Source organism: Paractinoplanes pyxinae (assembly GCF_026626335.1).
In the GTDB taxonomy this organism is placed as follows: domain Bacteria; phylum Actinomycetota; class Actinomycetes; order Mycobacteriales; family Micromonosporaceae; genus Actinoplanes; species Actinoplanes pyxinae.
Genome location: NZ_JAPNTZ010000005.1, coordinates 366,026 through 389,233, shown reverse-complemented (window position 1 = coordinate 389,233; position 23,208 = coordinate 366,026). Strand labels below are relative to the sequence as shown.

Genomic DNA, 23,208 nt, shown 5'->3' with positions numbered 1-23,208 from the left:
CCTGTTGGAAGGACCCATACCGATGACCGACCAGAACCAGGAGCTCGACGCCGCCCTCGAGCGGGTGATCGAGGCCTCCCGGGCGCACCTCGCGGCGGTCAAGGCGGCCGAGGGCCGTGTTGACGACGACGGTGTCTGGCAGGCGTACGTCAACCTGAACAACGCCTCGTTCGCCTACGACGAGAAGCTGCTCGACGCGTACGGCGAGGTGACGCCGTGGGACGTCGAGTCGATCGATCCGGACGAGGCCGAGCAGCGTTTCGGCCTGGGTGTCGAGGGGGCCGACGGCGCCGGTACGGGTGACCCGTACCCCCAGGTGCTGTCGGTGCGTCAGCGCCGCGACTACCGCGTGCCCAGCGTGTCGGCCCTGCTGCGCCGGGCGGAGGACGCGCGCCGCTCCTCGGTGCCCGAGGACGAGGACGCCGGCCCGGTCGAGACGGTCGGCGAGGCCGTGCTCGAGCTGCTGCAGGCGGGTGACGGCTCGCTGTCGTCGCTGGACGTGCCCGAGCTGGAGCCGCTTGACGGCCTGCTCACCGTCAGCGAGATCGCCACGCCGCTCGACCTCGACGAGTTCGAGGACTCCGACGGCGAGGGCCCGTTCGCGCCCAAGGAGGGTGACCTGCTGGTCGGGCGGCTCGACGAGCACCCGTTCCTGCCCGACGAGGACGACCACGACCACGATCACGCCGGTCACCAGCACTGAGACGTCTGAAGTTGTGACCAGGAAAGGCCCGTCCGCACGGACGGGCCTTTCTCAGTAGCTCAGCCCCGGCTGAGGGCTGGGCTGGATGCGGCGGCGGAGCATCACCTTGCGGGTGCCGTCCCGGAAGAGCTGGACGCGGGCCAGCTCCCACCCCGAGAATTCCGCCTGAATGGCGAGCTGCGCCGCCGCGGTCAACCGATCGACATTCGAGGGCAACCGCAGCGGCGCGTATTCGTAGTCCATGGCGTCTAATATGCTCCCGCCTCCTGCCTGGGCACCAGTACCGGAGCCGGGTCGCCTCGGCCGCAGGTCACGCAGGCCGGACGCCGCCGGAGGTAATAGGCGAGAGTGGCCGCGCCCAGGGCCAGGCTCCAGAACGGCCAGGCCAGCATGGGCGCGACGACCAGCCCGTCCTCGGCCACCTTGGCCAGGAAGCCGGGCTCGGCGTAGAAGGCCACCGAGGCGGACATCACAAAGATCGTCACGAGCGTGGCCGGCACGGTCGCCAGCTTGATCGGCACCCGCCGGCCGGCCAGCCCGACCATCCATCGCGGGAAGGTCTCGCCCCACCGCTGGACCAGGCCCAGGGTGAGGATCGCGCCGGCCACGGCGAAGGACGCGAGCCCGAAGCCGGCCCAGACGAGTCCCGTCTCCTGCATCTCCCGCAGGAACTCGCGCGAGATGCCCAGCGGGATCCCGGCCACCCAGGCCAGGCGGACCACGGCGTAGCTGACCGGGATGACCGCCGCCACGCCCACCGCCCACCGGCCCCAGCGGGCCGCCGACTCGCGGGAGGTCCAGCCGGCGGCCCGCCGGTCGCGCCCGCACTCCTCGCACGCCCCCGTGACGGCGAAGTGCCAGCGCACAGCGGCCCGGACCAGCAGGAGCCCGCCGGCGACGGCGAACGCCTGGTTGGCCAGGGTCCAGGTGAAGACGGTGGAGTAGTCGACCGGCGGCCACCCGAACGGGAAGCCGACGATGAGCATCGGCAGATAGCCGGCCACGGTCAGCAGCCGGGTGTCCGGCAGCACGACCAGAAGGACGGCTGCGACCAGCCCGACGTACGCCAGAAGGGTGATCCGCAACGGCCGGGAGGCGGCCGGGCGGCCGCTCATGAACAGCAGGGCCACCGCGGTCAGCAGCAGAACTCCGGCGAACAGGGGCGCGCCGACCGAAGGGTCGAGCGCCCGCAGGGGGCTGGTCTGCATGTTGCGCTGACCCGGGCCGTACGGAAAGCCGCGGCCGGTCACCGTCCAGATCAGCGCGACGGTTCCGTAGAGGGCGGCCCAGCCGGCCGCGAGTTTCTGTGCCGTGTTCGTCATGTCTCGACGATCTCGGCGATCGGGGCGCGGCAGATCCCGGCGGAGGGGGAACGAGGTCCCTCCTCAGGGGGAGATGAAGCCCGAGCGGTACGCGGTGACGACCGCCTGCGTACGGTCGCGGACCCCGAGCTTGCCGAGGATGCTGCCGACATGGGTCTTGATCGTCTCGACGCCGAGCACCAGGCGGGCGGCGATCTCGGCGTTGGACAGGCCCTCGGCCATGAGCGCCAGCACCTCGGCCTCGCGCTCGGTCAGCCGCACGCCCGGCAGGCGGCCCTCGGCCGGACGCTGGTGGGCGGCGGCCAGGCGGCGCACGGCGGCCGGGAACAGCAGCGAGTCGCCCTGGGCGACCAGGCGCACGGCCTCGGCGATGCGTTCCGGACGGGCCCGCTTGAGCAGGAAGCCGCTGGCCCCGGCGGCCAGTGCCTCGTACACGTACTCGTCGTTCTCGAAGGTGGTCAGCACCAGCACGCGGGGCGGGTCGTCGAAGCGGTCGAGCAGCAGCCGGGTGGCCTGCAGGCCGTCGATGCGCGGCATGCGCACGTCCATCAGCACGACGTCGGGGCGCAGCTTGACCGCCTGGGGGACGACCTCGTCGCCGTCGGCCGCCTCGCCGACCACCGTCACGTCGCCGGTCGCAGTCAGGACGGCTCGCAGCCCGGCCCGGATCAGGTCGTCGTCGTCCACGATCAGCACCCGGGTCACCCGGCGTCACCCCCGTTCGGCAGGCGGGCCACGACCCGCCACACCCCGTCCTGAGCCCCGGCCTGCAGGTCGCCGCCGAGCAACCGTACGCGTTCGCGCATGCCCGCCAGACCCCGGCCGCCGGTTCTCGCCCGGGACGGCCCGATCTGATTGCTGACCTCGATGACGAGCTCGTCCTCGACGGTGATCCGGAGCCGGGTGCGGCCCCGGCCGTGCTTGGCCGCGTTGGTCAACGTTTCCTGGACGATGCGGTAGGCCTCCCGCGAGATCGGCTCGGGCACGTCCACGCCGCCGACGTCCGAGTCGACCTCGGCGGTGAGCAGGCGGTCGAGGTCGCGCAGGGTCGGCGCCTCGGCGTCCCGCAGCAGCCCGAGCACGGCGTCGAGCTCTTCCAGGGCCGTACGACCGAGCTCTTCGATGTTCTCCAGGGCTTGCCGCGCGAAGGGAAGGTCGCTGTCGAAGACCGTCCGGGCCGCGCCCGCCTGCAAGGTGACCGCGGTCAGCGCGTGCCCGACCGAGTCGTGCAGCTCGCGGGCCAGCCGGTTGCGCTCGGCCAGGCGGCGTTCCTGGGCCTCGAGGTGGGCCACCCGCTCGGCCGGCGACGGTCCGAGCAGCACCGGGGCCATGGTGGCGGCGAGCGAGCCCAGTCCGGCCGTCACGTAGAGCGTCACGACGGCCAGCGCGACGCCGACAGCGACGCCGGGCACCGGGCCGAGCAGCCGTTCCTGCCCGAAGATCGAGAGCACCGCGAGCGGAACCGCGATCAGCACGCCGGCCCCGATCACCACCCCGCTGAGCAGGTGCAGCCCGAACCACAGGGCGGCCCGCACGCGGGTCTCGCGGGCCATCGGACGGTTCCGGTCGTGCGCCGGCAGGTCGACGCCGAGCAGCGAGCGGGCCGCGGCGATCTCCAGCTCGCGGGTGCCGCCCAGGAACGGCGGGACCGCGGCGATGGCGGCGGCGACCACCCCGGTGGCGATGATGCCCGGTAGGTCTTCGTCCGCACCGGCGAACATGCCGACGATCAGCGCGCCGACCAGCACGTAGGGGAGGGCCACGACCGCGCCGAGAAGCAGGAAGACGGCCCGCCGATACGTCGTGGCGCTGATCAGCGGGCGGAACATTCAGCCTTCGCCGTCCGGGTAGCCGACACCCTCGCGTTCGGGGTAGCCGACGTCGATGGCCGAGACGTCGTCGAGCGCGTTCGCGATCTCGGCCGGCAGGGTCAGGTCCTCGCTCTGCAGCGCGCCCTGCAGCTGACCGGCCGTGCGGGCGCCCAGGATCGGCGCGGCCACCCCGGGGCGGTCGCGGATCCAGGCCAGCGCCACCTCGACCGGCGAGACGCCCAGCCCCGACGCGGCCGTGACGACCGCCTGCACGATGCTGGAGCTGCGCGGCTCGAGGTACGTCTGCACGAACGGGGCCAGATGCTCGGTGGCCGCGCGCGAGTCGAGCGGGCGGCCGTTGCGGTACTTGCCGGTCAGCACGCCCCGGCCCAGCGGCGACCAGGCCAGCACGCCGAACCCGAGCGCGGCCGAGGCGGGCAGCAGCTCGCGCTCGATGCCCCGTTCGAGCAGCGAGTACTCCATCTGGGCGGCCACGATCGGGGCCCGGCCGGGGTAGGCCGACTGCCAGGTCGAGGCCCGGGCGGTCTGCCACGCAGCGAAGTTGGACACACCCACGTACCGCACGCGGCCGCTGTTCACGGCGTGGTCGAGCGCCCCCAGCGTCTCGTCGAGCGGGGTCATCGGGTCGTTGCCGTGCACCTGCCACAGGTCGACGTAGTCGGTGCCGAGCCGGCGCAGCGACGCGTCCAGCGAGCGCAGCAGGTTGCCGCGGGAGCCGTCGCGGCGGCGGAAACCGTGCGGGGTGAGACCGGCCTTGGTGGCGATCACCACTTCGTCGCGCGGCACCAGATGGTCGAGCAGCGAGCCGATCACGGCCTCGGCGTCCCCGTCGCCGTACACGTCGGCCGTGTCGAGCAGCGTGCCGCCGGCCTCGAGAAACAGCTTGAGCTGGGCGGCCGCGTCGTCGGGGTCGGTGTCCCGGCCCCAGGTCATGGTGCCGAGGGCGAGCCGCGAAACCGCCAGCCCGCTACGGCCGAGCGGTCGTTGCAGCATGAGTGAACCTTATTCAGACGGCGCACATAGCGAAATGCCCGCACCCGCGTCAACCCCGTCGGTAACCGGACGGAAATCGGACTCGGGACAGTCAGTAGGCTTCGGGTGACGTTGTTCATGGGCGGAGGGGGACATCGTGCGGCTCGGACTCAATCTCGGCTATCAGGCGGCGTGGACGACGCCCGCCGACCATCTGGCCATGGCGCAGGAGGCGGACCGGCTCGGCTATGCCGTGGTGTGGTCGGCCGAGGCGTACGGGTCGGACTCGGTGAGCATGCTGGCCTGGATCGCCGGGCAGACGCAGCAGATCGACCTGGGCGCCGCGGTGATGCAGATTCCCGCGCGTACGCCGGCCATGACCGCCATGACCGCGGCCACCATCGACACGTTGTCGGGCGGCCGGTTCCGCCTCGGCCTGGGCGTCAGCGGCCCGCAGGTCTCCGAGGGCTGGCACGGCGTGCGGTTCGCCAAGCCGCTGTCGCGCACCCGCGAGTACGTCGAGATCGTGAAGATGGCCATCGCCCGGCAGCCGGTGTCGTACCAGGGCGAACACCACACCCTGCCGCTGCCCGACGGTCCCGGCAAGGCGCTGCGGCTCGGCTTCCACCCGCCGCGTGAGGCCGTGCCGATCTATCTGGCCGCCGTCGGCCCCAAGAACCTCGAGCTGGCGGGCGAGATCGCCGACGGCTGGCTGGCCATCTTCTTCGCGCCCGACGCGGCCGGCGAATACCTGCAGCACATCGAGCGCGGCCGGGCCAAGAAGGGCCTGGGGCTGACCGGCTTCGACGTGGCGCCCAGCGTGCCCGTCGTGATCGGCGACAACGTGGCCTGGTGCGCCGACGTCATCCGGCCCTACGCGGCGCTCTACGTGGGCGGCATGGGCAGTCGCGAGCAGAACTTCTACAACCAATTGGCCGTACGCATGGGGTACGCCGACGAGGCGGCCAGGGTGCAGGAGCTGTACCTCAGCGGCCAGAAGGCGGAAGCCGCCGAGGCCGTCCCGCAGGACTTCATCGAGCGCACCTCCATCCTGGGCAACAAGATCCAGGTCAAGGAGCGGATCAAGCAGTACGCCGCGGCCGGCGTCGGCACGCTGTCGATCAGCCCGTACGTGGGCGACCTGAAGAGCGGCATCGACACCCTGCGGATCGTCGCCGAGGCGTACGAAGAGTCCGGCGTGGCCGAGTAGTGGCCACCGTCCTGCTGCTGCGCCACGGGCGCACGACCGCCAACGCCACCGGCGAGCTGGCCGGCCGCCTGCCGGTGGAGCTCGACGACACCGGCCGGGCCCAGGCCGAGCGCGCGGGCGAACGGCTGCGCTCGCTGCCCCTGGCCGCCGTCGTGACCAGCCCGCTGATCCGTTGCCGCACCACCGTCGAGCTGGCCCTGCCCGGCCGCGCGCCGGTGGTCGACGAGGGGCTGACCGAGTGCGGCTACGGCGACTGGGAGGGCCGCCCCCTCAAAGAGCTGGCTAAAGAGCCGCTCTGGCCGGTCGTGCAGCAGCACCCCAGCGCCGCCGTCTTCCCGAACGGCGAGGCGATGGCGGCCATGTCGGCCCGCGCGATCGCCACCATCCGCCGCTGGGACGCGCAGATCTCGGCCGAGCACGGGCCCGACGCGCTGTGGCTCGCCTGCAGTCACGGTGATGTGATCAAGGCCATCGTGGCCGACGCCATGGGCCTGCACCTCGACCAGTTCCAGCGGATCGTGGCCGACCCGGCCTCGGTCAGCGTCATCCGCTACACCCCGACCAGACCCTTCGTCGTACGCCTGAACGACACCGCCGACCTGCAGTCGCTCATCCCGCCCCCGTCGGCCGACGCCGAGCGCTCCGACGCCGCGGTCGGCGGTGGCGCCGGCGGTGGGGTATGACCGTGTTTGACTGCTCTGTGTGACCGGCGTGTTACCGCCGGCTGGTGCGCGTTGCGCCCTCGGCGAACCCGGCCGTCCGGGCTGCGCGGGCCGTACCCTTCGCGGTTAGGGTTGGTCGCATGACCCACCAGGTGCACTCGTTCGAGCCGCCGGAGCGGTTCGTCGCCGGGACGGTGGGCGAGCCCGGCGACCGGACGTTCTTCCTGCAGGCCCGCGGCGGCGGACGGGTCGTCAGCGTCGCGCTGGAGAAGGTCCAGGTGTCGCTGCTCGCCGAGAAGCTCGAGGAACTGCTGGTCGAGGCCAACAAGCGCTTCGGCGTCTCGCTGCCCGAGGCGCCCGTGCTGGCCGTCCACGACAACGAGCCGCTCGACACCCCGGTCGACGAGGAGTTCCGCGTCGGCACGCTGGGGCTGGCCTTCGACGTCGACACCAGCACCGTGGTCATCGAGGCGATCGAGGCCGGCGAGGCCGAGGTCGAGATCGAGCTGGGCGGCGACGACGACGCCCCCGTCGTCGAGGACGACGAGGACGAGGACCCCGACGAGCCCGACGACGACCTCGACCGGCTCCGGGTGCGGCTGACCCCCGAGGCGACGCGCGCGTTCATCGACCGCGCCCGCCGGGTGGTGGCGGCCGGTCGCCCGCCGTGCCCGCTCTGCGGCCAGCCGCTCGACCCGGCCGGCCACCTCTGCCCCCGGCACAACGGCTACCACCGGTGACCACCGAGCCCGCCGCGGCGCTGGCCGAGGCCGACGCCCTCGAGCTGCTGGCCCGCGGCCGGCTCGAGATCGAGGGCCGTCTCGTCGACGCGTCCAACACCACGCTGCGGGCCGAGATCACGCTCGACGGCCTCACCCGCCGCTGCGTCTACAAGCCGGTGCAGGGCGAGCGCCCGCTGTGGGACTTCCCCGACGGCACCTTGGCCGGCCGTGAGGTCTCGGCGTACCTGGTGTCCAAGGCGACGGGGTGGGATCTCGTGCCGCCCACGATCCTGCGCGACGGCCCGCTCGGCTCGGGCGCGCTGCAGCTGTGGATCGACGAGCCCGAGACGGCCGAGTCGCTGATCGGCTTCGTGCCGGCCTACGACGTGCCCGAGGGCTGGCTGGCGGTGGCCAACGCCCGCGACGAGGACGGCGACGCGTACGCGCTGGCCCACGCGGACGACCAGCGCCTGGCTCGCCTGGCCGTGTTCGACGCGGTCATCAACAACGCCGACCGCAAAGGCGGCCACGTGCTCTACCCGGCCACCGGCTCGATTCACGGGGTCGACCACGGCGTCAGCTTCCACGTCGAGAACAAGCTGCGCACGGTGCTGTGGGGCTGGACCGGCAAGCCGCTGATCCCCGAGGCGGCCGAGGTGCTGCCCGCGCTGCTGTCGTCGCTCGACGGCGTACTCGGGGAATCGCTCGAAGAGCACCTGACCCTCACCGAGGTGCAGAACGTCCGGTTGCGGGCCAAGCGGCTGCTGCGACGGGGACGCTTCCCGGATCCGCCGCAGGACTGGCCCGCGATCCCCTGGCCGCCTGTGTAGTTTTGTTCACGCCGACGCGCTGGCGTACACAAGTGCTGGATAGTGTTCTGAGCATGGATTCATGGACCGGGCACGACGTGCCGACCCTGCCGGGCCAGGCCGAACTGCCGCGCCTCTACGACTCGGCCCGCCGCGAAGTCTCGTCCACGGCGCCCGGCCCCACGGCGACGATGTACGTCTGCGGCATCACGCCCTACGACGCCACCCACCTCGGTCACGCGGCCACGATGATCACGTTCGACCTGGTGAACCGGGCCTGGCGCGACGCCGGGCTCGACGTCAACTACGTTCAGAACGTCACCGACATCGACGACCCGCTGCTCGAGCGCGCGACCCGCGACGGCGAGGACTGGATCGTTCTCGGCATGCGCGAGACGGCCCTGTTCCGCGAGGACATGGAGGCGTTGCGGATCATCCCGCCGGCCCACTACGTCGGCGCGGTCGAGTCGATTCCCTCGATCGTCCAGCACGTCGCCTCGCTGATCGAGGCGGGCGCGGCGTACACGCTCGACGACGGCACGGGCGACGTCTACTACTCGATCGCGGCGGCCCCGCGCTTCGGGTACGAGTCGAACCTGTCCCGCGACGAGATGATCACGCTGTCCCGCGAGCGCGGCGGCGACCCCGACCGGGCCGGCAAGCGTGACCCGCTCGACCCGCTGCTGTGGCGCGGCGCCCGCGACGGCGAGCCGGCCTGGGACGGCGGCGACCTCGGCCCCGGGCGTCCGGGCTGGCACATCGAGTGCGCGACGATCGCGCTCGAGCGACTGGGCGACACCATCGACGTGCAGGGCGGCGGCAACGACCTGCTCTACCCGCACCACGAATGTTCGGCCGCGCACGCCGAGACGCTGACCGGGCAGGCGCCGTTCGCCACCCACTACGTGCACGCGGGCATGATCGGGCTCGACGGCGAGAAGATGTCGAAGTCCAAGGGCAACCTGGTCTTCGTGTCCCGCCTGCGCGGCGACGGCGTCGACCCGATGGCGGTGCGGCTGGGGCTGCTCTCCAGCCACTACCGGGGCGACCGCGAGTGGACCGACGAGGTGCTCAAGGCGGGCGAGGATCGCCTGGCCCGTTGGCGCTCGGCGGCGGCCGCGCCGGCCGGGCCGTCGGGGGAGGGGCTGGTGGCCGCGGTGCGTGAGGCGCTGAACGGGGATCTCGACTCGCCGGCGGCTCTGGCCGTGGTGGACGCCTGGGCCGAGGCGGCGCTGTCGGGCGCGGGGGACGACGACGAGGCGCCGGCGCTCATGGCCCGGACGGTCGACGCGCTGCTCGGCGTGCGTCTCTGACTTTGGGCTGGGCGCGGGTCGCCCCGCGACGACCCTAGACGGTCAAATGGGACTACTGGGCAGTTTCGGAACATCCAACGCGTATGGCTGGACTCGGCTCGAATAAGCCACAATTCGGTCACGACTTCAGCGAGACTTTCGGTGGTCCTGAAACCGTCCGAAAGGAAACACCATGCGTCGTCCGGTCCGTTACATCGCCGGTCTCCTGCTCGCCACCGCCGCCGGGCTCGCCTTCGCGGCCCCCGCCAGCGCCGCCGTCGCCGGCGACCCGTTCGGGGACGAGTTCTTCGTCGACCAGAGCAGCGAGGACACGTACAGCCAGTTCGCGATCCTGAACCTGCTCAGCCCCAACGGCCACGACAACACCGGCCTCAACCTGCCGATCATCGGCAACTGAGCACCGCCTGACGGCACGAGACCCGAGGCGCCCTTCGCACAGGGCACCTCGGGTCTTGTCGTTTTCCCAGGCCGCTCACCGGGCCCTCGGCTTCACGCGCCGCGCCGATCCGCCGTTGCCGGGCGGTGGCGGGCGCCCGTGCGCGAGGGTGAGCTGCCGGTCGGCTTCTTGCCCGGCGGGCGTCAGGCGAGGGCCAGGCCTGGGTCGGGGTCGGGGGCCGGCATCGGGGCGGGGATCTTGTACTCCTCGGTGAGGGTGGTCATCGGGCCGGGCCAGGTGGCCTGGGCGACCTCGATGGGCTTGCGCGTCTCGTCGAAGGCCACGTGCAGCAGGTGCAGCACCGGGGTGTCGGGCCGGATCTGCAGGATTTCGGCCTCCTCGCGGCTCGGCTGGCGGGCGCTGATCGTGTCGGTGGCGGAGGCGTAGCGCTTGCCGAGCACTTCCTCGGCTTCCTGGTAGAGGGGGCGGCCGAAGGCTTCGGCGCGTTCGAGCGACGTTCCGCTGGCGTCGGTCACCCGGAACCACGAGGCGCCGACCTCCACCGCCGCGTCGTCGGTGCGCACGATGTGCCGGCGGGCGAGCATTTCCGTGCCGTCGCGCACGCCGAATGCGTCGGCCACTTCGGGCGGGGCGGCTTCCCGCCGTACGGAAACAAGCTGCTGCCGATAGCGGGCCGCAAGATCGGCGTGGTACCCCCGATGGGCGCCGTAGCGGCCCCGGGAGAGCCGGTTGAGCCGCCGCCGCGTGCCCCGGACGTACGTGCCCGAGCCCGGCTTGGTGATCAGGATGCCCTCGACGCGCAGCTGATCGACGGTCCGCTGCACGGTCTGCTTGGCGACCCCGAACATCTCGGCCATGGCCGGAATGCTCGGCAGGCGCTCGCCGGGCTGCCAGTCCCCGCGCCGAATGCGTTCCTTGAGCTGCGCGGCTATCTGCCGATGCGGGAACTCGGCCGCCCCCGGGTTGATCGTCATCCCGACCTCCTAGGCCCTAGGTTCCTAGGATGCCGGACGCATTGTGTCCCACATCGCAACGACACGCCGTGCTCGATCGACTTCGACCGTCATCAAGCCCACAACGGCCCGGCATCAGAGCGCGGCCGGCATCTGAGGCGCTGAGCGCGTTCCCGCCGCGAAGACAACGATGACCGCTCGACGGTTCGAGGCGGCTGATGTGGACGCCGCCGCGGCCACTCGTCGCGTTGCCGCCCGGCGGCGTCTCGGTTGACCCGCGCGGTTGCATCCGCGGGCGGCGTCGGATTCGGCTAGTGCTGTTGGCTCCGCGAACGGCGTCAGGTTCGGCTAGCCCGGTTGCTCACGAGCGGCGTCGGGTTCGGTCAGCGCTGTCGGTTCCGGGGGCGGCGTCGAGTTCGGTCAGCGCTGTCGGTTCCATGAGCGGCTAGCGCGGGGTCAGGCGGATCACTGGGAGTTCGCGGTCGGTCTTTTGCTGGTACTGCGCGAAGCGGGCGGAGCTGGTGCTGATGGCGGTCCAGGCTTGGTCGCGCTCGGGGCCGGTCAGCTGCTCGGCGGTTACCGGAATCTCTCGGCCGGCCAGTTCGATGCGTACCTGGTCGGGGTGGGCGGCGAGGTTGTGGAACCAGGCGGGATTGCCGGCGGCGCCGGCGGCCGACGCGACGATCAGCCAGTTGTCGCCGTCGCGGTCGCCGGGGAAGTAGTTGACGGGATTCTGTCGCTCGACGCCGCTTTTACGACCGACGGTCGTCAACACCAGCATGTTCGAGCCGACGCCCTTGCTCTTGCGGATGCGTCGCATCATCCAGCGGTTGACCAGGGCCATCATGCGGCCGCCGGGCTGTCGCGCGCCGCGTGTGCCTCGCCGGGTGTCGAACGCCATGGTGGTCCCTTCGCCGCGGAAGTTCATGCCGTGAACCAAAGTAGTTCACGACATGAAGTTCTGCAACGTTACGATGTCGGCGTGGACGGTCACGGATTCGGCAACGCGCTGGTCGCGCTCTCGATCGTGATTCAGCGGCGGTTCGTGCAGATCTGCGGTGACCACGACCTGACGCCCGCGCAGGGGCAGCTGCTGTGCACGGTCAAAGACAGGCCCCGCCGCATGGCCGAGCTGGCCGCGGCGCTGGGCATGGCGAAAAACGCCCTCAGCCAGCTGGTCGATCGCACCGAACGCCGGGGCCTCGTCCAGCGGGAGAGCCCGGGCAGCGACCGGCGGGTGATCACCCTCTACGCGACGGCCGAGGGCAAGCTGATCGCCGACGCGCTCTACGCCGACATCGCCGAGCGGCTGCCCGACATCGCCAGCAGCCTCAGTCCCGACGACCAGCAGGCCTTCCGCCGGCTGGCCACCGCCATCGTCGCCGAACGCCTGCCCGGCCCGCTGACCTGCTGACCGCGCCGAAGTCGCGCCTCGGGAGACAGAACGCGGTGCTCACCGTGGCCGAGCAGCCGCTCGGTCCGACGACCGGTAAGCCGTCCGGCCACCGAGCCGAGCGCCTGCCCCGCGCCCTTGAGCGCGACCGACCGGCGCGAGCGAAACCGCGCGACCGAGCGGCGCGGACCGTGACCGGCGAGGGGCTACCAGGAGCCGGCGGTCGGGCCCGCGGAACCGCCGCGGCGGCGCAGGTACTTCTCGAACTCGCTGGCTATCTCGTCGCCGGTCAGGGGCTGGATGCCCTCGTCGCCGACGCGCTCTTCCAGCTCGCGGACGTATTCGCCCAGCTCGGCGTCCTGTTCGGCGGCGGCGCGGACTCGCTTCTCCCACTCGTCGGCCTCTTCGGCCAGGTCGGCCAGGGGGACGGGCAGGTCGAGCACGTCCTCGAGGCGGCTGAGCAGGGCCAGCGTGGCCTTGGGGCACGGCGGGTTGTTGGCGTAGTGCGGCACGTGCACCCAGAACGACAGGGCGTCGAGGTCGGCCCGGCCGGCCGCCTCGTGCAGGACGCCGACGATGCCGGTCGGGCCGTCGTAGCGGGTGGGGACGACCTTGTACTTGTCCTGGGCGTCGCGGTCGCTGGCCGAGCCGCTGATCGGCAGGGGGCGGGTGTACGGCACGTCGGCCAGCAGGGCGCCGAGCAGCACGATGCGGTTGACCTCGAGGCTGTGGCACACCTCGAGCACCTGCTCGCAGAAGGTGCGCCAGCGCATGCTGGGCTCGATGCCACGGATCAGCACGACGTCCCGGTCGGCGCCGGGCGGGCTGGCCACGGTGAACCGGGTGGTGGGCCACTCGATCTTGCGGGTCTCGCCCTCGGCCATGGTGATGGTCGGACGGCTGACCTGGAAGTCGTAGAAGTCCTCGGGGTCGATGGTGGTGATCTCGCGCGCCTGCCACACCTGCTCGAGATGTTCCACGGCCGCAGTGGATGCGTCCGCGGCGTCGTTCCAGCCCTCGAAGGCGGCGATCGCCACGGGGGAACGAAGCATCGGGAGGCCGTCGAACTCAGTCATGGGTAACAGCCTACGTGCGGCCGTGCGGAGCCACCCGTCGGCCGCGCCGCGCCGCGTACACCTCGGGGGAGAGGATCGCCGCGCAGCGCAGGTTGCGGTAGTGCCCGTCGTGATCCATCCCGTAGCCGACGATCAGCCCCTCGCCGACGTCGAAGCCGACATATGTGGGCGTGCTCGCGTCGAGGTGCACGGCCTCGGGCTTGCGCAGCAGGGCGCACACGGTGATCGACGCCGGTTCGCGCTGGGCCAGGTTGGCGATCAGCCACGACATGGTCAGCCCGGTGTCGATGACCCCGTCGACGATGACGACGTCCCGGCTGGCAATGTCGACGTCGAGGTCCTTGAGCAGCCGCACCGAGCCGGACGCGCGGTTGCCGGTGCTGTACGACTTCACCGCCATCCAGCCGATCTCGACCTGGGCGGGATAGGCCCGGGCCAGGTCGACCGTGAAGGTGGCGGCCCCGCCCAGCACGCCGACCAGCACCGGCGTACGGGAAAGAAATTGATCACGCAGGTCGGCGGCGAGCGCGCCGACCCGGGCGAGGATCTGCTCCTCGGTCAGGATCACTTTCTCCAGGTCGGCCGCGACATGACTAGCCTCCACCGATGGGCCTCCGTCCGATTTGTTAGCAGCGTCCTTTGCGGGGTGTTCAACTTCTAGTAAGGTCCGCGCGGTTGATCGTTCATGTTTCGGTAGCACCAGGAGATGCGGGATGACGCAGCGGTTCCCCCTTGAAGTGATCCGCGACCGCACATACAAACAGCGGGACGCGTGGTGGACCGTCGGCCTGGTCGACCCGCTGGCCTCCCGCCTGGTGTGGCTCGTCTCGCCGTGGCGGGCCGTCACGCCCAACCGGTTGACCATTCTCGCCTTCGTCGTCGGGCTCGGCAGCGCGTACGCGTTCTGGCGCGCCGACTATCCGTGGCTGCTCGTCGGCGCCCTGCTGTTCCACCTCAGCTTCGTCCTGGACTGCATGGACGGCAAGATCGCCCGCCTGAACGGGACGGGTTCGGCGTTCGGCTCGTGGCTCGACTACGTGTTCGACCGGCTGCGGGTGGCCGCCTGCGCGGTCGGCCTGTTCGGCGGGCAGTACGCGGCCACTGACAACCGCACCTACCTCTGGGTCGGCGGCGTCGTCGTGTTCCTCGACATGTTCCGCTACCTGAACGCGCTGCAGATGGGCAAGGTGCGCGCCGACGTCAACCAGGGCGCGGTTGTGATGACCGACGAGGACGCGCCGTCCGGCCCGGTGGTGGTGGCCGAGGCGACCGGCAACGAGTCGGCCGTGTGGCGGCTGCGCAACTTCCTCGTCCGCCACCGGATCCGCCCGCACCTGTTCAGCGGCATCGAGTTCATGATGTTCGTGTTCATCATCGGCCCGGTCGCCAAGCAGATCATCCCGGTCGCGATCCTGTCGTCAGTGCTGATGGTGGCGTTCGAGCTGCTGCTCATCGTCCGCCTCTACAGCTATCTGAAGAGCAAGGCGGCCAAGCCCGCGGAGCCTCGCGTGCCGGTGCCCGCCTAGAGGACGCCGTCCATCACGGTCACCTCGGGCAGGGCAGCGAATCCCGTACGGGCGTACAGCTCGATGGCCCGGACGTTGGCCGTCTCGGTCTGCAGCGAGAGGCGGTGCGCACCGCTGGCGCGCGCCTCCTCCGCGACGGCGGTCAGCAGGGCCCGGGCGACTCCGCGGCGTCGGGCGGCCGGTCTCACGTACAGGTCGCGTACGAGCCACACCGTGCGCAGAGTGAGGGCGGCCGGCACTACAGCGACGGTGCAGATGCCGTCGGCTTCGCCGGCCTCGCCGGCCAGGTAGACGCGGGCGCGGGCCGATTCGATCTGGTCGCGCAGCCAGGCGGCCACGGCCTCCGGCGCCGGGTTGGCGCCGTAGTGCTGGCGGTACTGGTCGAGGAGGTCGGCCGCCGCGTCGATGTCCCCCAGGCTGCCCAAGCGGGTCACGGTCACCCACCCATAATTGCCCACAGTCACCGCTAATCGGGGCATAATCCCTTCGTGACGCACATCGACGAGGTCCTCGGACCCGACGACGACACGGTGACGTTCTTCCAGCCCCGCGCGATGGTCTACGTCACGATGCTGTGGGTGGTCGCCGCCGTGTGGATCACCACGCTTGCCCTGTTCGCCCTGATCCGCGTGGCCATGGGCGATACCCCGACCGCCGGCGACCTGGTCGTCTACCTCGAGCTGGCGCTGATCGTGCCCGTCGTGCTGTCCGCTCTGATCCTGCTCACCGCCTGGAACCGGCTCGGCTGGCTGCACAGCTCGATGCGCGGCCTCGACTTCGCCGCCACCGGTCGCCGCCCCGTGCACATTCCGTGGGCCGGCATCGGCGAGGTGGCGCTGCGTTACCGCGGTCCCTTCACGGAACTCATCATCACCCCGGTCGACGCCGAGTTCGCCGAGCCCTTGCACGGGATCGGCCGCCCACCTCGCACCCGCCGCCGCGCCGGCCGGATCGCGTACCTCGTGGACGTGGGGCTGATGTCGCCGGCCCCCGAGGTGCTGCTGGCCGAACTGCATCGCCGCCTGCCCGCGAAAGTCTGATCAAGGGTCAAGGTCAAGAGCTTGATGTCGTAGCGGGGCGGGGGGTTGCAGACCGTCGCTCCCGCCGAGGGCCGCGGCGGGGTGAGCTGGCCGCTGGCGCGTCCAGAGCGCTCACCCCACCACGGCGACGTGCGTGAGTGGTTGCGCCCAGAAGCAAACCCGTGTTGCTTGACCGGAGTCGGGGGCGCGGTGAGTCTGGCGGGATGAGGGCGCAGATTCACTCCGTGCCGGCGGTGGTGTCGGCGGAGCCGTGCGAGGTTGCGGTCCGGGGTGTGCCGGTGGGGCTTCGGGCGTACGTGCTGGGACTTTCGGGGTTTCGGTCGGGGTCCGGCCGGCCGGTGGAACATCTGGTGCTGCCGCTGGCCTCGACGACGGTGATCGTCGACTTTGGATCGCGGTCGGGGATTGTCTCGGGGGCTCGGGAGGCTGCCTCTGCGCACGGGGGTAACCGGTGGGGGCACGGCGTCAGCGTGGGGCTCACTCCGCTGGGGGTGGCGACGCTGCTCGGGGTTCCCATGCGCGAGGTCGGCGGGAACGGGATCGAGCTGGCCGATCTGATGGGGTCTGTCGCGACCGAGCTTCCGGGGATGCTTGGTGCGCTCCGGAGCTGGGACGAGCGGTTCGACGTGCTCGAAGCCCTGCTCGGCGTCGCGTTCCGTGGAGGGTCGCGCTCCGTAAAGCTCGGCCGCGTCCGCGAAGGCGTCCGGAAGCACGGGGTCGAGCCGGAAGCGGCAGTAACCGCGGCCTGGTGGCGGCTGCAGCGGGCCGAACCGCCGCGGGTCGGAGTGCTCGCCGACGAGCTGGGGGTCAGCCGGCGGCGGTTGGAGCGCGGGTTCCGGCAGCACATCGGGATGTCGCCGGCCACCGTGGCCAGGATCGCGCGGTTCCAGCGGGTTGTCGGCCGGTTCGGAGCGGGAGCGTCGCCGGCGGACGCGGCGGCCGGCAGTGGCTTCGCCGATCAGTCGCACCTGGCCCGGGAGACTCGGGCGATGGCCGGGATGACACCGTCCGCGCTGGCTGCCCACCTGCGAACGCCGCCGATCGTCGTGTCGCAAACGTCCAAGACCGGCGGCGCCAGGCGGTTCTAGCGTGCGGGCATGACTCTCACGGGGAAGACAGCGCTGGTGACCGGGGGATCACGGGGCATCGGGCGGGCAATCGTCGAGCACCTGGCCGCCGCGGGAGCCCGGGTGGTGTTCACCTACCGGCAGGACGACGCCGCGGCCGAGAAAGTTCTCAACGACCTTCCCGGTACGACGGCCGTGCGCGCCGACCAGCAGGAGCTCACCGGGCTGGCCGCGATGTTCGAGCCGGTCCGCGACGGCCTCGACATCCTGGTCAACAACGCGGGCGTCGCCACCGCGGCGCCGATCAGCGAGCTGACGCCGGAGGACTTCGACCGCGTCTTCACGATCAACACGAAGTTCCCGCTGTTCGCCATCAAGGAAGCGACACCGCTGCTGCGCGACGGCGGCCGGGTCGTCAACATCTCGACGCTCAACACGGTCTCGCAGGCCGCCCGCCTGGCCCTCTACTGCGCGAGCAAGGCCGCCCTGGAACAAATCACGGCGGTCGCGGCCCGCGAACTGGGCCCGCGCGGCATCACGGTCAACACCGTCTCGCCGGGCGCCACTGACACCGACCTGCTGCGCTCGGTCAACCCGCCCGAAGCCCTGGAGACCGCGGCCAACCTGACCGCGCTCGGCCGCTTGGGCCGCCCGGCCGACGTGGCGGCGGTGGTCGCGTTCCTGTGCTCACCGCAGGGCGGCTGGGTGACCGGCCAGAACATCCGGGCCACCGGCGGGCTCGCGATCTGACCCGGGACCGCCAGGCCCCGCCTCAGCCCCGCCTCAGCCCCGCCTGGCCCCGCCTCAGCCCCGCCCGGACGTCGCCTCAGCCCCGCGTGATCGGCACGACAAGCCCTATAGTGCGCGCGTGCAGATCATCACGAGGAGCAACCGGCCCGACCTCGACGAGGAGGCGGCCGAGGCGTTCCGGGAGCGCTGGCCGGAGTTCATCTTCCACGACGACGTATCCAAGCGGCACCTGGAGCGGGTGCGACGCTGGTTCGGGCGCTTCGACGTGATGGCCCTCGACGACGACGGCAAGGTCATGGCCGGCGGGTGGGGTGTCCCGATCGCCTGGGACGGTACGGTCGGCGACTTGCCGGACGGCTACGACGGCGCTCTCGTGCGGGCGGTGGAGGGCCACGAGGCCGGCCGGAAGCCGACCGCGCTCAGCTTCATGGCGGCCGCGGTCGGCGCGGCTCATGATCGGCGTGGACTGGCCGGCGCCGTGCTCGGCGAGCTCAAGCGGAGGGCGTACGCGGAAGGCTTGTCGCATGTCGTCGCGCCGCTGAGGCCGACGTGGAAGCACCGCTACCCGACCGTACCGATGGCCGAATATGCGACGTGGGCCCGGCCCGACGGGCTGTCGATCGACCCGTGGATCCGGACCCACCAGCGCATGGGAGCCGTGGTGCTCGGCCCGGCCCGGCGGTCGATGGTGATCGCCGGGACCGTGGCCGAATGGGAGCAGTGGACGGACATGCTCTTCCCGGCGACCCGGGACTACGTCGTGCCGGACGCCCTGAACCTCGTGCACATCGACGTGGAGCAGGACCGCGGCGTGTACGTCGAGGAGAACCTGTGGGTCCGGCACTGACCGGCTAGATGATGGCGCGCCGGCTGGATGATGGCGCGCCGGCTAGATGATGGCGCGCAGGACGACGATCGCGAAGAAGACGATGATGAAGGCGAGGTCGATCGCGGCGCCGCCGACGCGCAGCGGCGGGATGACCCGGCGCACGGGGGCCAGGATCGGCTCGGTGACGGTGTAGACGCCCGACATGAGCCGGGCCCGGAAGCCGCCGGCCTGGGCGGGCCCGGCCAGCACGGTGCTCCAGTCGAGCACGGCCCGGGCGACCAGCAACAGCTGCACGAGCAGAAGAACGAAGTCGACGAGAGCCAGGATCAAGGGGTACCTCCGGTACCGAAAGAAGTGACCCCTCTACTGTGCGTCGCTCAGCTGTGCAATCGCTGTGCGCTTTCTGCGAGGAGCCGGCGGACCATGTCGTGCATCGACCGCTGCTCGTCGTCGTTGAGAACTCCGTCCAGAATTTCGCCCACCGCGGCGTCGTAGGAGACGGTCGCGGCGGCCAGCTGTGCACGGCCGAGAGGCGTGGTGGTGATCAGGCTGGCCCGCCGGTCGGCGGGGTCGACGGTCCGCTCGATGAGCCCGGCCGCGCGCACCCGGTCGGCCAGCTTGCTGGCGCCGCCGATCGTGATGCGCAGCTCGCGGGCCAGGTCGCCGATCCGGATCTCGCCCCCGCCGGCCACCGCCAGCAACGTCTCGTACGACGAAAGCGGCAGATCATGGTCGCGCTTGAGCCGGGCGTCGACATGCTCCCACAGCACGATCTCGAGCCGGATCAGGTCGTGGAGCCACCACACGCGCGCTGTCACCGATCCAGGTTACATTCCGCGGAATTAGATTCCATGGAATGTTGTTGGAGGCCGGCATGAGAGCCATCGTTCTGTCAGCACCCGGCCCCGTCGAGAATCTTGAGATCCGTGAGGTGCCGGTTCCGGCGCCGGGGCCGGGTGAGGTGCGCATCCGGGTCAAGGCGTTCGGTCTCAACCGGTCCGAACTTCACCTGCGCCTCGGGTACGCCGAGGGCGCCAAGCTGCCGATCGTGCCCGGCATCGAGGCGGTCGGGGTGGTCGACGCCGCGCCCGGCAGCGACCTCGAACCCGGGCAGCAGGTGGCCGCGCTGATGGGCGGCATGGGTCGCACCTTCGACGGCGGCTACGCCGACTACACCGTCGTCCCGCGGGCGCAGGTGGTCCCGTTCCGGTCCGAGCTGCCGTGGCCGGTGCTCGGCGCCGTGCCGGAAACGCTGCAGACCGCCTACGGCTCCCTGACCACCGGCCTCGACCTGCGCGCCGGTCAGACGCTGCTGATCCGGGGCGGCACCTCGGCCCTCGGCTACGCCACCGCCGCGCTGGCCCGCGACCTCGGCGCCACCGTGCTGGCCACCACCCGCCAACCGGCCCGACTGGACGAATTGGCGGCCAACGGCGTCGACCATCCGATCCTGGACGACGGCACGGTGGCCGCCCGGGTCCGCGAGCTCGTGCCGGACGGCGTCGACGCCGCGCTCGAACTGGTCGGCACGCCGACGCTGCCCGACACCTTGGCCTCGACGCGGGTGCACGGCACCGTCTGCTTCGCGGGCATGTTGTCCAACCAGTGGACGATCCCGGACTTCTATCCCATCGGGTACCTGCCCACGGGGGTGCGCCTCACGGCGTACAGCGGAAATGCCGGCAATCTGCCCGCGAGCGTTCTGCAGAGCGCGCTGGACCGGCTGGCCGCCGGCTCGCTCGTGCTCGGCCCGGTGACGTTTTATCCGTTCGAGCGCATCCGCGACGCCCACCGCGACATCGAGGAGAACCGCGTCAGCGGCAAGGTCGTTGTCCGCACCGAGTGATCGCGGCCGTCGGTAGCGGAAAGTAGTCAAGCGTTCGACGTATGGCAATCTTCGGGGCCGGGATCGATGATGACGGGAAGTTGTTACTACGAGGAGGCGCCCATGCCGGACGTGGTTGTCATCTCCGGACATCCCACTCCCGCATCGCGGACGTTGCAGCTGGCGACGGCTCTGGGGCAGCGGATCGCGCGCAGCCGGGGGAACGAAACGTTCGTCACGGTCGACGTGGCCGAGCTGGGGCCCGGCCTGCTGACGCCGGACGACGGGGCGACCGGGGCGGCGCTCATGGAAGTGCAGGACGCCGCGTTGCTGATCGTGGCCACGCCGACCTACCGCGGCACGTTCTCGGGGGCGCTGAAGGTGCTGCTCGACCAGCTGCCGGCCAACGCGCTGGCCGGGGTGCTGGCCGTCCCCGTGGTCACCGCCGAGGTGCAGTCGCAGGCCGAGACGGCCGAGGCTTTCCTGGCCCGCCTGCTGCGCGAGCTGGGCGCCGACGTCGTCGACTTCGGCCTGACCGCGACCGGGCCCGAACTGGCCGACCCGGCCACCGTCGCCGACCAGTACACGGCGGCGCTGATCGCCTGAGCGCTCAGTAGGCGTAGTTCAGGGTGCGCATCCGCTGCATGAGGGCAGTTGCCGTCTGCTCGCTCAGGTTCTCGGGGGTGAACTCGTAGCCAGGCAGCACGTCGCGCAGCGCCACGCGTAGCTGGGGGGACGTGCTGTCGACCAGGCCCATCGACCAGTCGGGGAAGCTGCGCTCGGGAATCTCGTGCACGGCGATCAGGGCTATCTCGCGGTGCCGGGGATCGTCGCTGATCGTGCGGAACGTCCGGGTCACGTCCTCGGCGTCGCCTTCGAGGCACTGCAGGAAGTAGTCGCGGTTGAACAGCAGCACGCCGGTGATGTCGTGTTCCGCGTTGTTGCGCCGCGCCTCGTCGCGGATCTCGAAGATCCCGTTGGGCGGCAGGCTGTTCTTGCGGCTGCGGTAGATCAGCTGCGTGACGCTCATTTTCCCAGGTTAAGGCCTATGTCGGGGCCAGCACGTGGGTCTGCCCGAACGCCACCGCCACGCCCGGCGAGTAGAGCACGCTCACCGGCGGCTCGGTCGGCTGGGGAAGCCCGGCCGCGCCGACCAGGGTGTCGGACAGCGACAGCAGCTCGGCCCGGTGCAGCGGCCACGGCGGGTGCTCGTTGGACAGGTGCCGGGTGCCGCCCCAGGCCGAGGTGTGCAGGCCCCAGCGCGCGGTCAGGAAGCACTCCAGCGGCGTCGGCTCGGCGATCGGGGCGCCCACCCGTACCGCCATCTGGCTGGTCGCCGCGCGCGGGCCCGGCCAGCGCCGCCGCGTCGTGTAGGTCAGCACGTCGCCGTCCCGGGTGATGCGCATGCGGGCCCACATGTACGGCAGCCGCAGCGACACCCGCGCGGCCAGCACCGGCAGCAGCCGTTCCGCCTCCAGGGACCGGAAGACCACACCCCGCCGGCCGCGCCCGTCGACGCTGTAGAGGCGCACGTTGGTCTCGGCGAAGGTTCCCAGGTACGGGATTCCGGGGCTCCCGAGGAAGCCGACCCCCTCCATCCGGAAGCCGATCAACCCCACGTATGTCACGCCGTCGAGCGTGTCGGGCGCCGTGCCGGCCGGCAGCAGCGGCGCGACCAGGGCCGGGTCGACCGCCCAGTGCAGGAAGGCCAGGTCGGTCCAGCGCTGCGCCAGCACCGACCGGCGCACCGGCCGCGGCGTGCTGAGCGTGACCGCTTCGGGGTTCAGCGCGCGACCTCGCTCATGTTGGCGTACCGGTCACCGACCGGCGGCCGGATGGCGGTGAGCCGCGACAACTGCTCGGCCGACAGGTCCAGCGCGTCGGCGGCCGCGTTCTCCTCGATCCGGACCACCCGCTTGGTGCCCGGGATGGGGGCGATGTCGTCGCCTTGTGCGAGCACCCAGGCCAGCGCGACCTGGGCCGGCGTGGCCCCGGCCTCACGCGCGACCGCCTCCACCTCGTCCACGATCCGCAGGTTCTGCTCGAAGTTGTCGCCGGTGAACCGCGGCGTGGACAGCCGGAAGTCGTCCTGGTCGAGCGCGGCCCGGTCGCGGATGGCGCCGGTGAGGAAGCCGCGGCCGAGCGGCGAGTACGGCACGAAGCCGATGCCCAGTTCGCGCAGCGTGGGCAGTATCTCGGCCTCGACGTCGCGCGTCCAGAGCGAGTACTCCGACTGCACCGCGGTGATCGGGTGCACGGCGTGGGCCCGGCGGATCGTGCCCGCGCCCGCCTCGGACAACCCGATGTGCCGGATCTTGCCCGCCTGCACGAGGTCGCCCAGCGTGCCCACGACCTCTTCGACCGGCACTTTCGGGTCGACCCGGTGCTGGTAGTAGAGGTCGATGTGGTCGGCGCCGAGCCGCCGCAGCGATCCGTCCAGCGCGGCGCGGATGTTGTCCGGGTGGCTGTCAATATTGCGCGTACGGTCGTCGCCACCGCGGTGCGTCAGGAGCCCGAACTTGGTGGCGATCTGCACCTCGCCCCACCGCCCGGCCAGTGCTCGCCCGACCAGCTCCTCGTTCGTGTACGGCCCGTACACCTCGGCCGTGTCGAAGAAGGTGACCCCGAGTTCGAGCGCCCGGTGGATCGTGCGGACCGACTCGGCGTCGTCGGAGTCCTTGCCGGTGTAGTAGGCCGACATGCCCATGCACCCCAGGCCGAGGCGGGACACGTCCAGACCCGCGAGCGATACGCGTCTCATGCCGCCGAAGTTACGCCTGCCCACGGGCCCGTGCCGCGACAGTGAT

The 23,208-nt window shown here is 71.4% G+C and carries 30 protein-coding genes; 15 read left to right on the top strand and 15 right to left on the bottom strand.

What is annotated here, in order from left to right; genetic code table 11:
* Positions 1 to 22: 22 nt before the first annotated feature.
* A complete protein-coding gene (locus OWR29_RS16220) occupies positions 23 to 703 on the top strand; it encodes a hypothetical protein (RefSeq protein WP_267563660.1) in 681 nt (226 codons plus the stop codon).
* A 51-nt stretch (positions 704 to 754) separates the two neighbouring features.
* Here the strand turns inward: OWR29_RS16220 and OWR29_RS16215 are convergent, their stop codons facing one another.
* From OWR29_RS16215 to OWR29_RS16195, 5 genes are all read right to left on the bottom strand, one after another.
* Positions 755 to 946 (bottom strand): DUF5703 family protein, encoded by a 192-nt coding sequence (locus tag OWR29_RS16215; protein ID WP_267563659.1) that lies wholly within the window; start codon positions 944 to 946, stop codon positions 755 to 757.
* A gap of 5 nt (positions 947 to 951) precedes the next feature.
* Positions 952 to 2,025 carry a hypothetical protein gene (locus OWR29_RS16210; RefSeq protein ID WP_267563658.1) on the bottom strand — a complete coding sequence of 358 codons (1,074 nt, stop codon included), beginning with the start codon at positions 2,023 to 2,025 and terminating at the stop codon, positions 952 to 954.
* A gap of 63 nt (positions 2,026 to 2,088) precedes the next feature.
* Positions 2,089 to 2,730 (bottom strand): response regulator transcription factor, encoded by a 642-nt coding sequence (locus tag OWR29_RS16205; protein ID WP_267563655.1) that lies wholly within the window; start codon positions 2,728 to 2,730, stop codon positions 2,089 to 2,091.
* Positions 2,727 to 3,854, bottom strand: coding sequence for a sensor histidine kinase (locus OWR29_RS16200; RefSeq protein WP_267563654.1), 1,128 nt, complete (start codon positions 3,852 to 3,854; stop codon positions 2,727 to 2,729). Before OWR29_RS16200 ends, OWR29_RS16205 begins: the two co-directional genes overlap by 4 nt.
* A complete protein-coding gene (locus OWR29_RS16195; RefSeq protein WP_267563653.1) occupies positions 3,855 to 4,850 on the bottom strand; it encodes an aldo/keto reductase in 996 nt (331 codons plus the stop codon).
* Positions 4,851 to 4,986: 136 nt separating this feature from the next.
* Between OWR29_RS16195 and OWR29_RS16190 the strand changes: the two genes are divergently transcribed.
* From OWR29_RS16190 to OWR29_RS16165, 6 genes are all read left to right on the top strand, one after another.
* Entirely contained in the window at positions 4,987 to 6,039 is a 1,053-nt protein-coding gene (locus tag OWR29_RS16190) for an LLM class F420-dependent oxidoreductase (protein ID WP_267563652.1), read from the top strand.
* Positions 6,039 to 6,722, top strand: a complete 684-nt coding sequence (locus OWR29_RS16185) for a histidine phosphatase family protein (RefSeq protein WP_267563651.1) — start codon at positions 6,039 to 6,041, stop codon at positions 6,720 to 6,722. Before OWR29_RS16190 ends, OWR29_RS16185 begins: the two co-directional genes overlap by 1 nt.
* Before the next feature lie 119 nt (positions 6,723 to 6,841).
* Positions 6,842 to 7,441 (top strand): DUF3090 domain-containing protein, encoded by a 600-nt coding sequence (locus tag OWR29_RS16180; protein ID WP_267563650.1) that lies wholly within the window; start codon positions 6,842 to 6,844, stop codon positions 7,439 to 7,441.
* Complete coding sequence (locus OWR29_RS16175) at positions 7,438 to 8,253, top strand: SCO1664 family protein (RefSeq protein ID WP_438872599.1); 816 nt, start codon at positions 7,438 to 7,440, stop codon at positions 8,251 to 8,253. Before OWR29_RS16180 ends, OWR29_RS16175 begins: the two co-directional genes overlap by 4 nt.
* Positions 8,254 to 8,306: 53 nt before the next feature.
* Positions 8,307 to 9,545, top strand: coding sequence for a cysteine--1-D-myo-inosityl 2-amino-2-deoxy-alpha-D-glucopyranoside ligase (gene mshC / locus OWR29_RS16170; protein WP_267563649.1), 1,239 nt, complete (start codon positions 8,307 to 8,309; stop codon positions 9,543 to 9,545).
* A 172-nt stretch (positions 9,546 to 9,717) separates the two neighbouring features.
* Entirely contained in the window at positions 9,718 to 9,942 is a 225-nt protein-coding gene (locus OWR29_RS16165) for a hypothetical protein (RefSeq protein ID WP_267563648.1), read from the top strand.
* 182 nt (positions 9,943 to 10,124) lie between these two features.
* Here OWR29_RS16165 and OWR29_RS16160 read toward each other — a convergent pair whose 3' ends face one another.
* Together OWR29_RS16160 and OWR29_RS16155 are read right to left on the bottom strand one after the other, a co-directional pair.
* Positions 10,125 to 10,916 carry a GntR family transcriptional regulator gene (locus OWR29_RS16160; RefSeq protein WP_267563647.1) on the bottom strand — a complete coding sequence of 264 codons (792 nt, stop codon included), beginning with the start codon at positions 10,914 to 10,916 and terminating at the stop codon, positions 10,125 to 10,127.
* 424 nt (positions 10,917 to 11,340) lie between these two features.
* Positions 11,341 to 11,796: a nitroreductase family deazaflavin-dependent oxidoreductase gene (locus OWR29_RS16155; protein ID WP_267563646.1), complete on the bottom strand. Its 456-nt coding sequence runs from the start codon at positions 11,794 to 11,796 to the stop codon at positions 11,341 to 11,343.
* Between the two features lie 81 nt (positions 11,797 to 11,877).
* Between OWR29_RS16155 and OWR29_RS16150 the strand changes: the two genes are divergently transcribed.
* On the top strand, positions 11,878 to 12,309 hold the full coding sequence (locus OWR29_RS16150; protein WP_267563645.1) for a MarR family winged helix-turn-helix transcriptional regulator: 432 nt from the start codon (positions 11,878 to 11,880) through the stop codon (positions 12,307 to 12,309).
* Between the two features lie 185 nt (positions 12,310 to 12,494).
* Here OWR29_RS16150 and OWR29_RS16145 read toward each other — a convergent pair whose 3' ends face one another.
* Both OWR29_RS16145 and OWR29_RS16140 read right to left on the bottom strand, forming a co-directional pair.
* Positions 12,495 to 13,364 (bottom strand): PAC2 family protein, encoded by an 870-nt coding sequence (locus tag OWR29_RS16145; RefSeq protein WP_267563644.1) that lies wholly within the window; start codon positions 13,362 to 13,364, stop codon positions 12,495 to 12,497.
* Between the two features lie 10 nt (positions 13,365 to 13,374).
* On the bottom strand, positions 13,375 to 13,968 hold the full coding sequence (locus tag OWR29_RS16140; RefSeq protein WP_267563643.1) for a phosphoribosyltransferase: 594 nt from the start codon (positions 13,966 to 13,968) through the stop codon (positions 13,375 to 13,377).
* A 109-nt stretch (positions 13,969 to 14,077) separates the two neighbouring features.
* Here OWR29_RS16140 and OWR29_RS16135 point away from each other — a divergent pair, with 109 nt between their 5' ends.
* Positions 14,078 to 14,890 (top strand): CDP-alcohol phosphatidyltransferase family protein, encoded by an 813-nt coding sequence (locus tag OWR29_RS16135; protein WP_267563642.1) that lies wholly within the window; start codon positions 14,078 to 14,080, stop codon positions 14,888 to 14,890.
* On the opposite strand, the gene OWR29_RS16130 is transcribed toward OWR29_RS16135, so the two are convergent.
* Positions 14,887 to 15,330 carry a GNAT family N-acetyltransferase gene (locus OWR29_RS16130; protein ID WP_267563641.1) on the bottom strand — a complete coding sequence of 148 codons (444 nt, stop codon included), beginning with the start codon at positions 15,328 to 15,330 and terminating at the stop codon, positions 14,887 to 14,889. The genes OWR29_RS16135 and OWR29_RS16130 overlap by 4 nt on opposite strands.
* A 48-nt stretch (positions 15,331 to 15,378) precedes the next feature.
* Here OWR29_RS16130 and OWR29_RS16125 point away from each other — a divergent pair, with 48 nt between their 5' ends.
* From OWR29_RS16125 to OWR29_RS16110, 4 genes are all read left to right on the top strand, one after another.
* On the top strand, positions 15,379 to 15,930 hold the full coding sequence (locus OWR29_RS16125) for a hypothetical protein (RefSeq protein WP_267563640.1): 552 nt from the start codon (positions 15,379 to 15,381) through the stop codon (positions 15,928 to 15,930).
* 338 nt (positions 15,931 to 16,268) lie between these two features.
* Positions 16,269 to 17,018 (top strand): helix-turn-helix domain-containing protein, encoded by a 750-nt coding sequence (locus tag OWR29_RS16120; protein ID WP_267563639.1) that lies wholly within the window; start codon positions 16,269 to 16,271, stop codon positions 17,016 to 17,018.
* Positions 17,019 to 17,027: 9 nt separating this feature from the next.
* Positions 17,028 to 17,747: an SDR family oxidoreductase gene (locus tag OWR29_RS16115; RefSeq protein ID WP_267563638.1), complete on the top strand. Its 720-nt coding sequence runs from the start codon at positions 17,028 to 17,030 to the stop codon at positions 17,745 to 17,747.
* Positions 17,748 to 17,865: 118 nt separating this feature from the next.
* A complete protein-coding gene (locus OWR29_RS16110) occupies positions 17,866 to 18,594 on the top strand; it encodes a hypothetical protein (RefSeq protein WP_267563637.1) in 729 nt (242 codons plus the stop codon).
* A 42-nt stretch (positions 18,595 to 18,636) separates the two neighbouring features.
* Here the strand turns inward: OWR29_RS16110 and OWR29_RS16105 are convergent, their stop codons facing one another.
* Together OWR29_RS16105 and OWR29_RS16100 are read right to left on the bottom strand one after the other, a co-directional pair.
* Positions 18,637 to 18,906 carry a YggT family protein gene (locus OWR29_RS16105; protein WP_267563636.1) on the bottom strand — a complete coding sequence of 90 codons (270 nt, stop codon included), beginning with the start codon at positions 18,904 to 18,906 and terminating at the stop codon, positions 18,637 to 18,639.
* A gap of 47 nt (positions 18,907 to 18,953) precedes the next feature.
* A complete protein-coding gene (locus OWR29_RS16100; protein ID WP_267563635.1) occupies positions 18,954 to 19,394 on the bottom strand; it encodes a MarR family winged helix-turn-helix transcriptional regulator in 441 nt (146 codons plus the stop codon).
* A 56-nt stretch (positions 19,395 to 19,450) separates the two neighbouring features.
* Here OWR29_RS16100 and OWR29_RS16095 point away from each other — a divergent pair, with 56 nt between their 5' ends.
* Positions 19,451 to 20,422, top strand: coding sequence for an alcohol dehydrogenase catalytic domain-containing protein (locus OWR29_RS16095; protein WP_267563634.1), 972 nt, complete (start codon positions 19,451 to 19,453; stop codon positions 20,420 to 20,422).
* Positions 20,423 to 20,524: 102 nt separating this feature from the next.
* Entirely contained in the window at positions 20,525 to 21,007 is a 483-nt protein-coding gene (locus OWR29_RS16090; RefSeq protein ID WP_267563633.1) for an NADPH-dependent FMN reductase, read from the top strand.
* 4 nt (positions 21,008 to 21,011) lie between these two features.
* On the opposite strand, the gene OWR29_RS16085 is transcribed toward OWR29_RS16090, so the two are convergent.
* From OWR29_RS16085 to OWR29_RS16075, 3 genes are read right to left on the bottom strand one after another with little or no spacing between them, the layout of a single operon-like run.
* Positions 21,012 to 21,431, bottom strand: coding sequence for a BLUF domain-containing protein (locus OWR29_RS16085; RefSeq protein ID WP_267563632.1), 420 nt, complete (start codon positions 21,429 to 21,431; stop codon positions 21,012 to 21,014).
* Between the two features lie 16 nt (positions 21,432 to 21,447).
* Positions 21,448 to 22,149, bottom strand: coding sequence for a YqjF family protein (locus OWR29_RS16080; RefSeq protein WP_438872598.1), 702 nt, complete (start codon positions 22,147 to 22,149; stop codon positions 21,448 to 21,450).
* Positions 22,150 to 22,184: 35 nt separating this feature from the next.
* Positions 22,185 to 23,162, bottom strand: coding sequence for an aldo/keto reductase (locus OWR29_RS16075; protein WP_267563631.1), 978 nt, complete (start codon positions 23,160 to 23,162; stop codon positions 22,185 to 22,187).
* Positions 23,163 to 23,208 lie beyond the last annotated feature (46 nt).

Bases quoted from the DNA above. Each gene is read 5' to 3' on its own strand.
- OWR29_RS16220 (WP_267563660.1), top strand. From the start codon at position 23: ATGACCGACCAGAACCAGGAGCTCGACGCCGCCCTCGAGCGGGTGATC.
- OWR29_RS16215 (WP_267563659.1), bottom strand. From the start codon at position 946: ATGGACTACGAATACGCGCCGCTGCGGTTGCCCTCGAATGTCGATCGG.
- OWR29_RS16210 (WP_267563658.1), bottom strand. From the start codon at position 2,025: ATGACGAACACGGCACAGAAACTCGCGGCCGGCTGGGCCGCCCTCTAC.
- OWR29_RS16200 (WP_267563654.1), bottom strand. From the start codon at position 3,854: ATGTTCCGCCCGCTGATCAGCGCCACGACGTATCGGCGGGCCGTCTTC.
- OWR29_RS16195 (WP_267563653.1), bottom strand. From the start codon at position 4,850: ATGCTGCAACGACCGCTCGGCCGTAGCGGGCTGGCGGTTTCGCGGCTC.
- OWR29_RS16180 (WP_267563650.1), top strand. From the start codon at position 6,842: ATGACCCACCAGGTGCACTCGTTCGAGCCGCCGGAGCGGTTCGTCGCC.
- mshC (WP_267563649.1), top strand. From the start codon at position 8,307: ATGGATTCATGGACCGGGCACGACGTGCCGACCCTGCCGGGCCAGGCC.
- OWR29_RS16165 (WP_267563648.1), top strand. From the start codon at position 9,718: ATGCGTCGTCCGGTCCGTTACATCGCCGGTCTCCTGCTCGCCACCGCC.
- OWR29_RS16160 (WP_267563647.1), bottom strand. From the start codon at position 10,916: ATGACGATCAACCCGGGGGCGGCCGAGTTCCCGCATCGGCAGATAGCC.
- OWR29_RS16155 (WP_267563646.1), bottom strand. From the start codon at position 11,796: ATGGCGTTCGACACCCGGCGAGGCACACGCGGCGCGCGACAGCCCGGC.
- OWR29_RS16145 (WP_267563644.1), bottom strand. From the start codon at position 13,364: ATGACTGAGTTCGACGGCCTCCCGATGCTTCGTTCCCCCGTGGCGATC.
- OWR29_RS16135 (WP_267563642.1), top strand. From the start codon at position 14,078: ATGACGCAGCGGTTCCCCCTTGAAGTGATCCGCGACCGCACATACAAA.
- OWR29_RS16115 (WP_267563638.1), top strand. From the start codon at position 17,028: ATGACTCTCACGGGGAAGACAGCGCTGGTGACCGGGGGATCACGGGGC.
- OWR29_RS16095 (WP_267563634.1), top strand. From the start codon at position 19,451: ATGAGAGCCATCGTTCTGTCAGCACCCGGCCCCGTCGAGAATCTTGAG.
- OWR29_RS16090 (WP_267563633.1), top strand. From the start codon at position 20,525: ATGCCGGACGTGGTTGTCATCTCCGGACATCCCACTCCCGCATCGCGG.
- OWR29_RS16085 (WP_267563632.1), bottom strand. From the start codon at position 21,431: ATGAGCGTCACGCAGCTGATCTACCGCAGCCGCAAGAACAGCCTGCCG.
- OWR29_RS16075 (WP_267563631.1), bottom strand. From the start codon at position 23,162: ATGAGACGCGTATCGCTCGCGGGTCTGGACGTGTCCCGCCTCGGCCTG.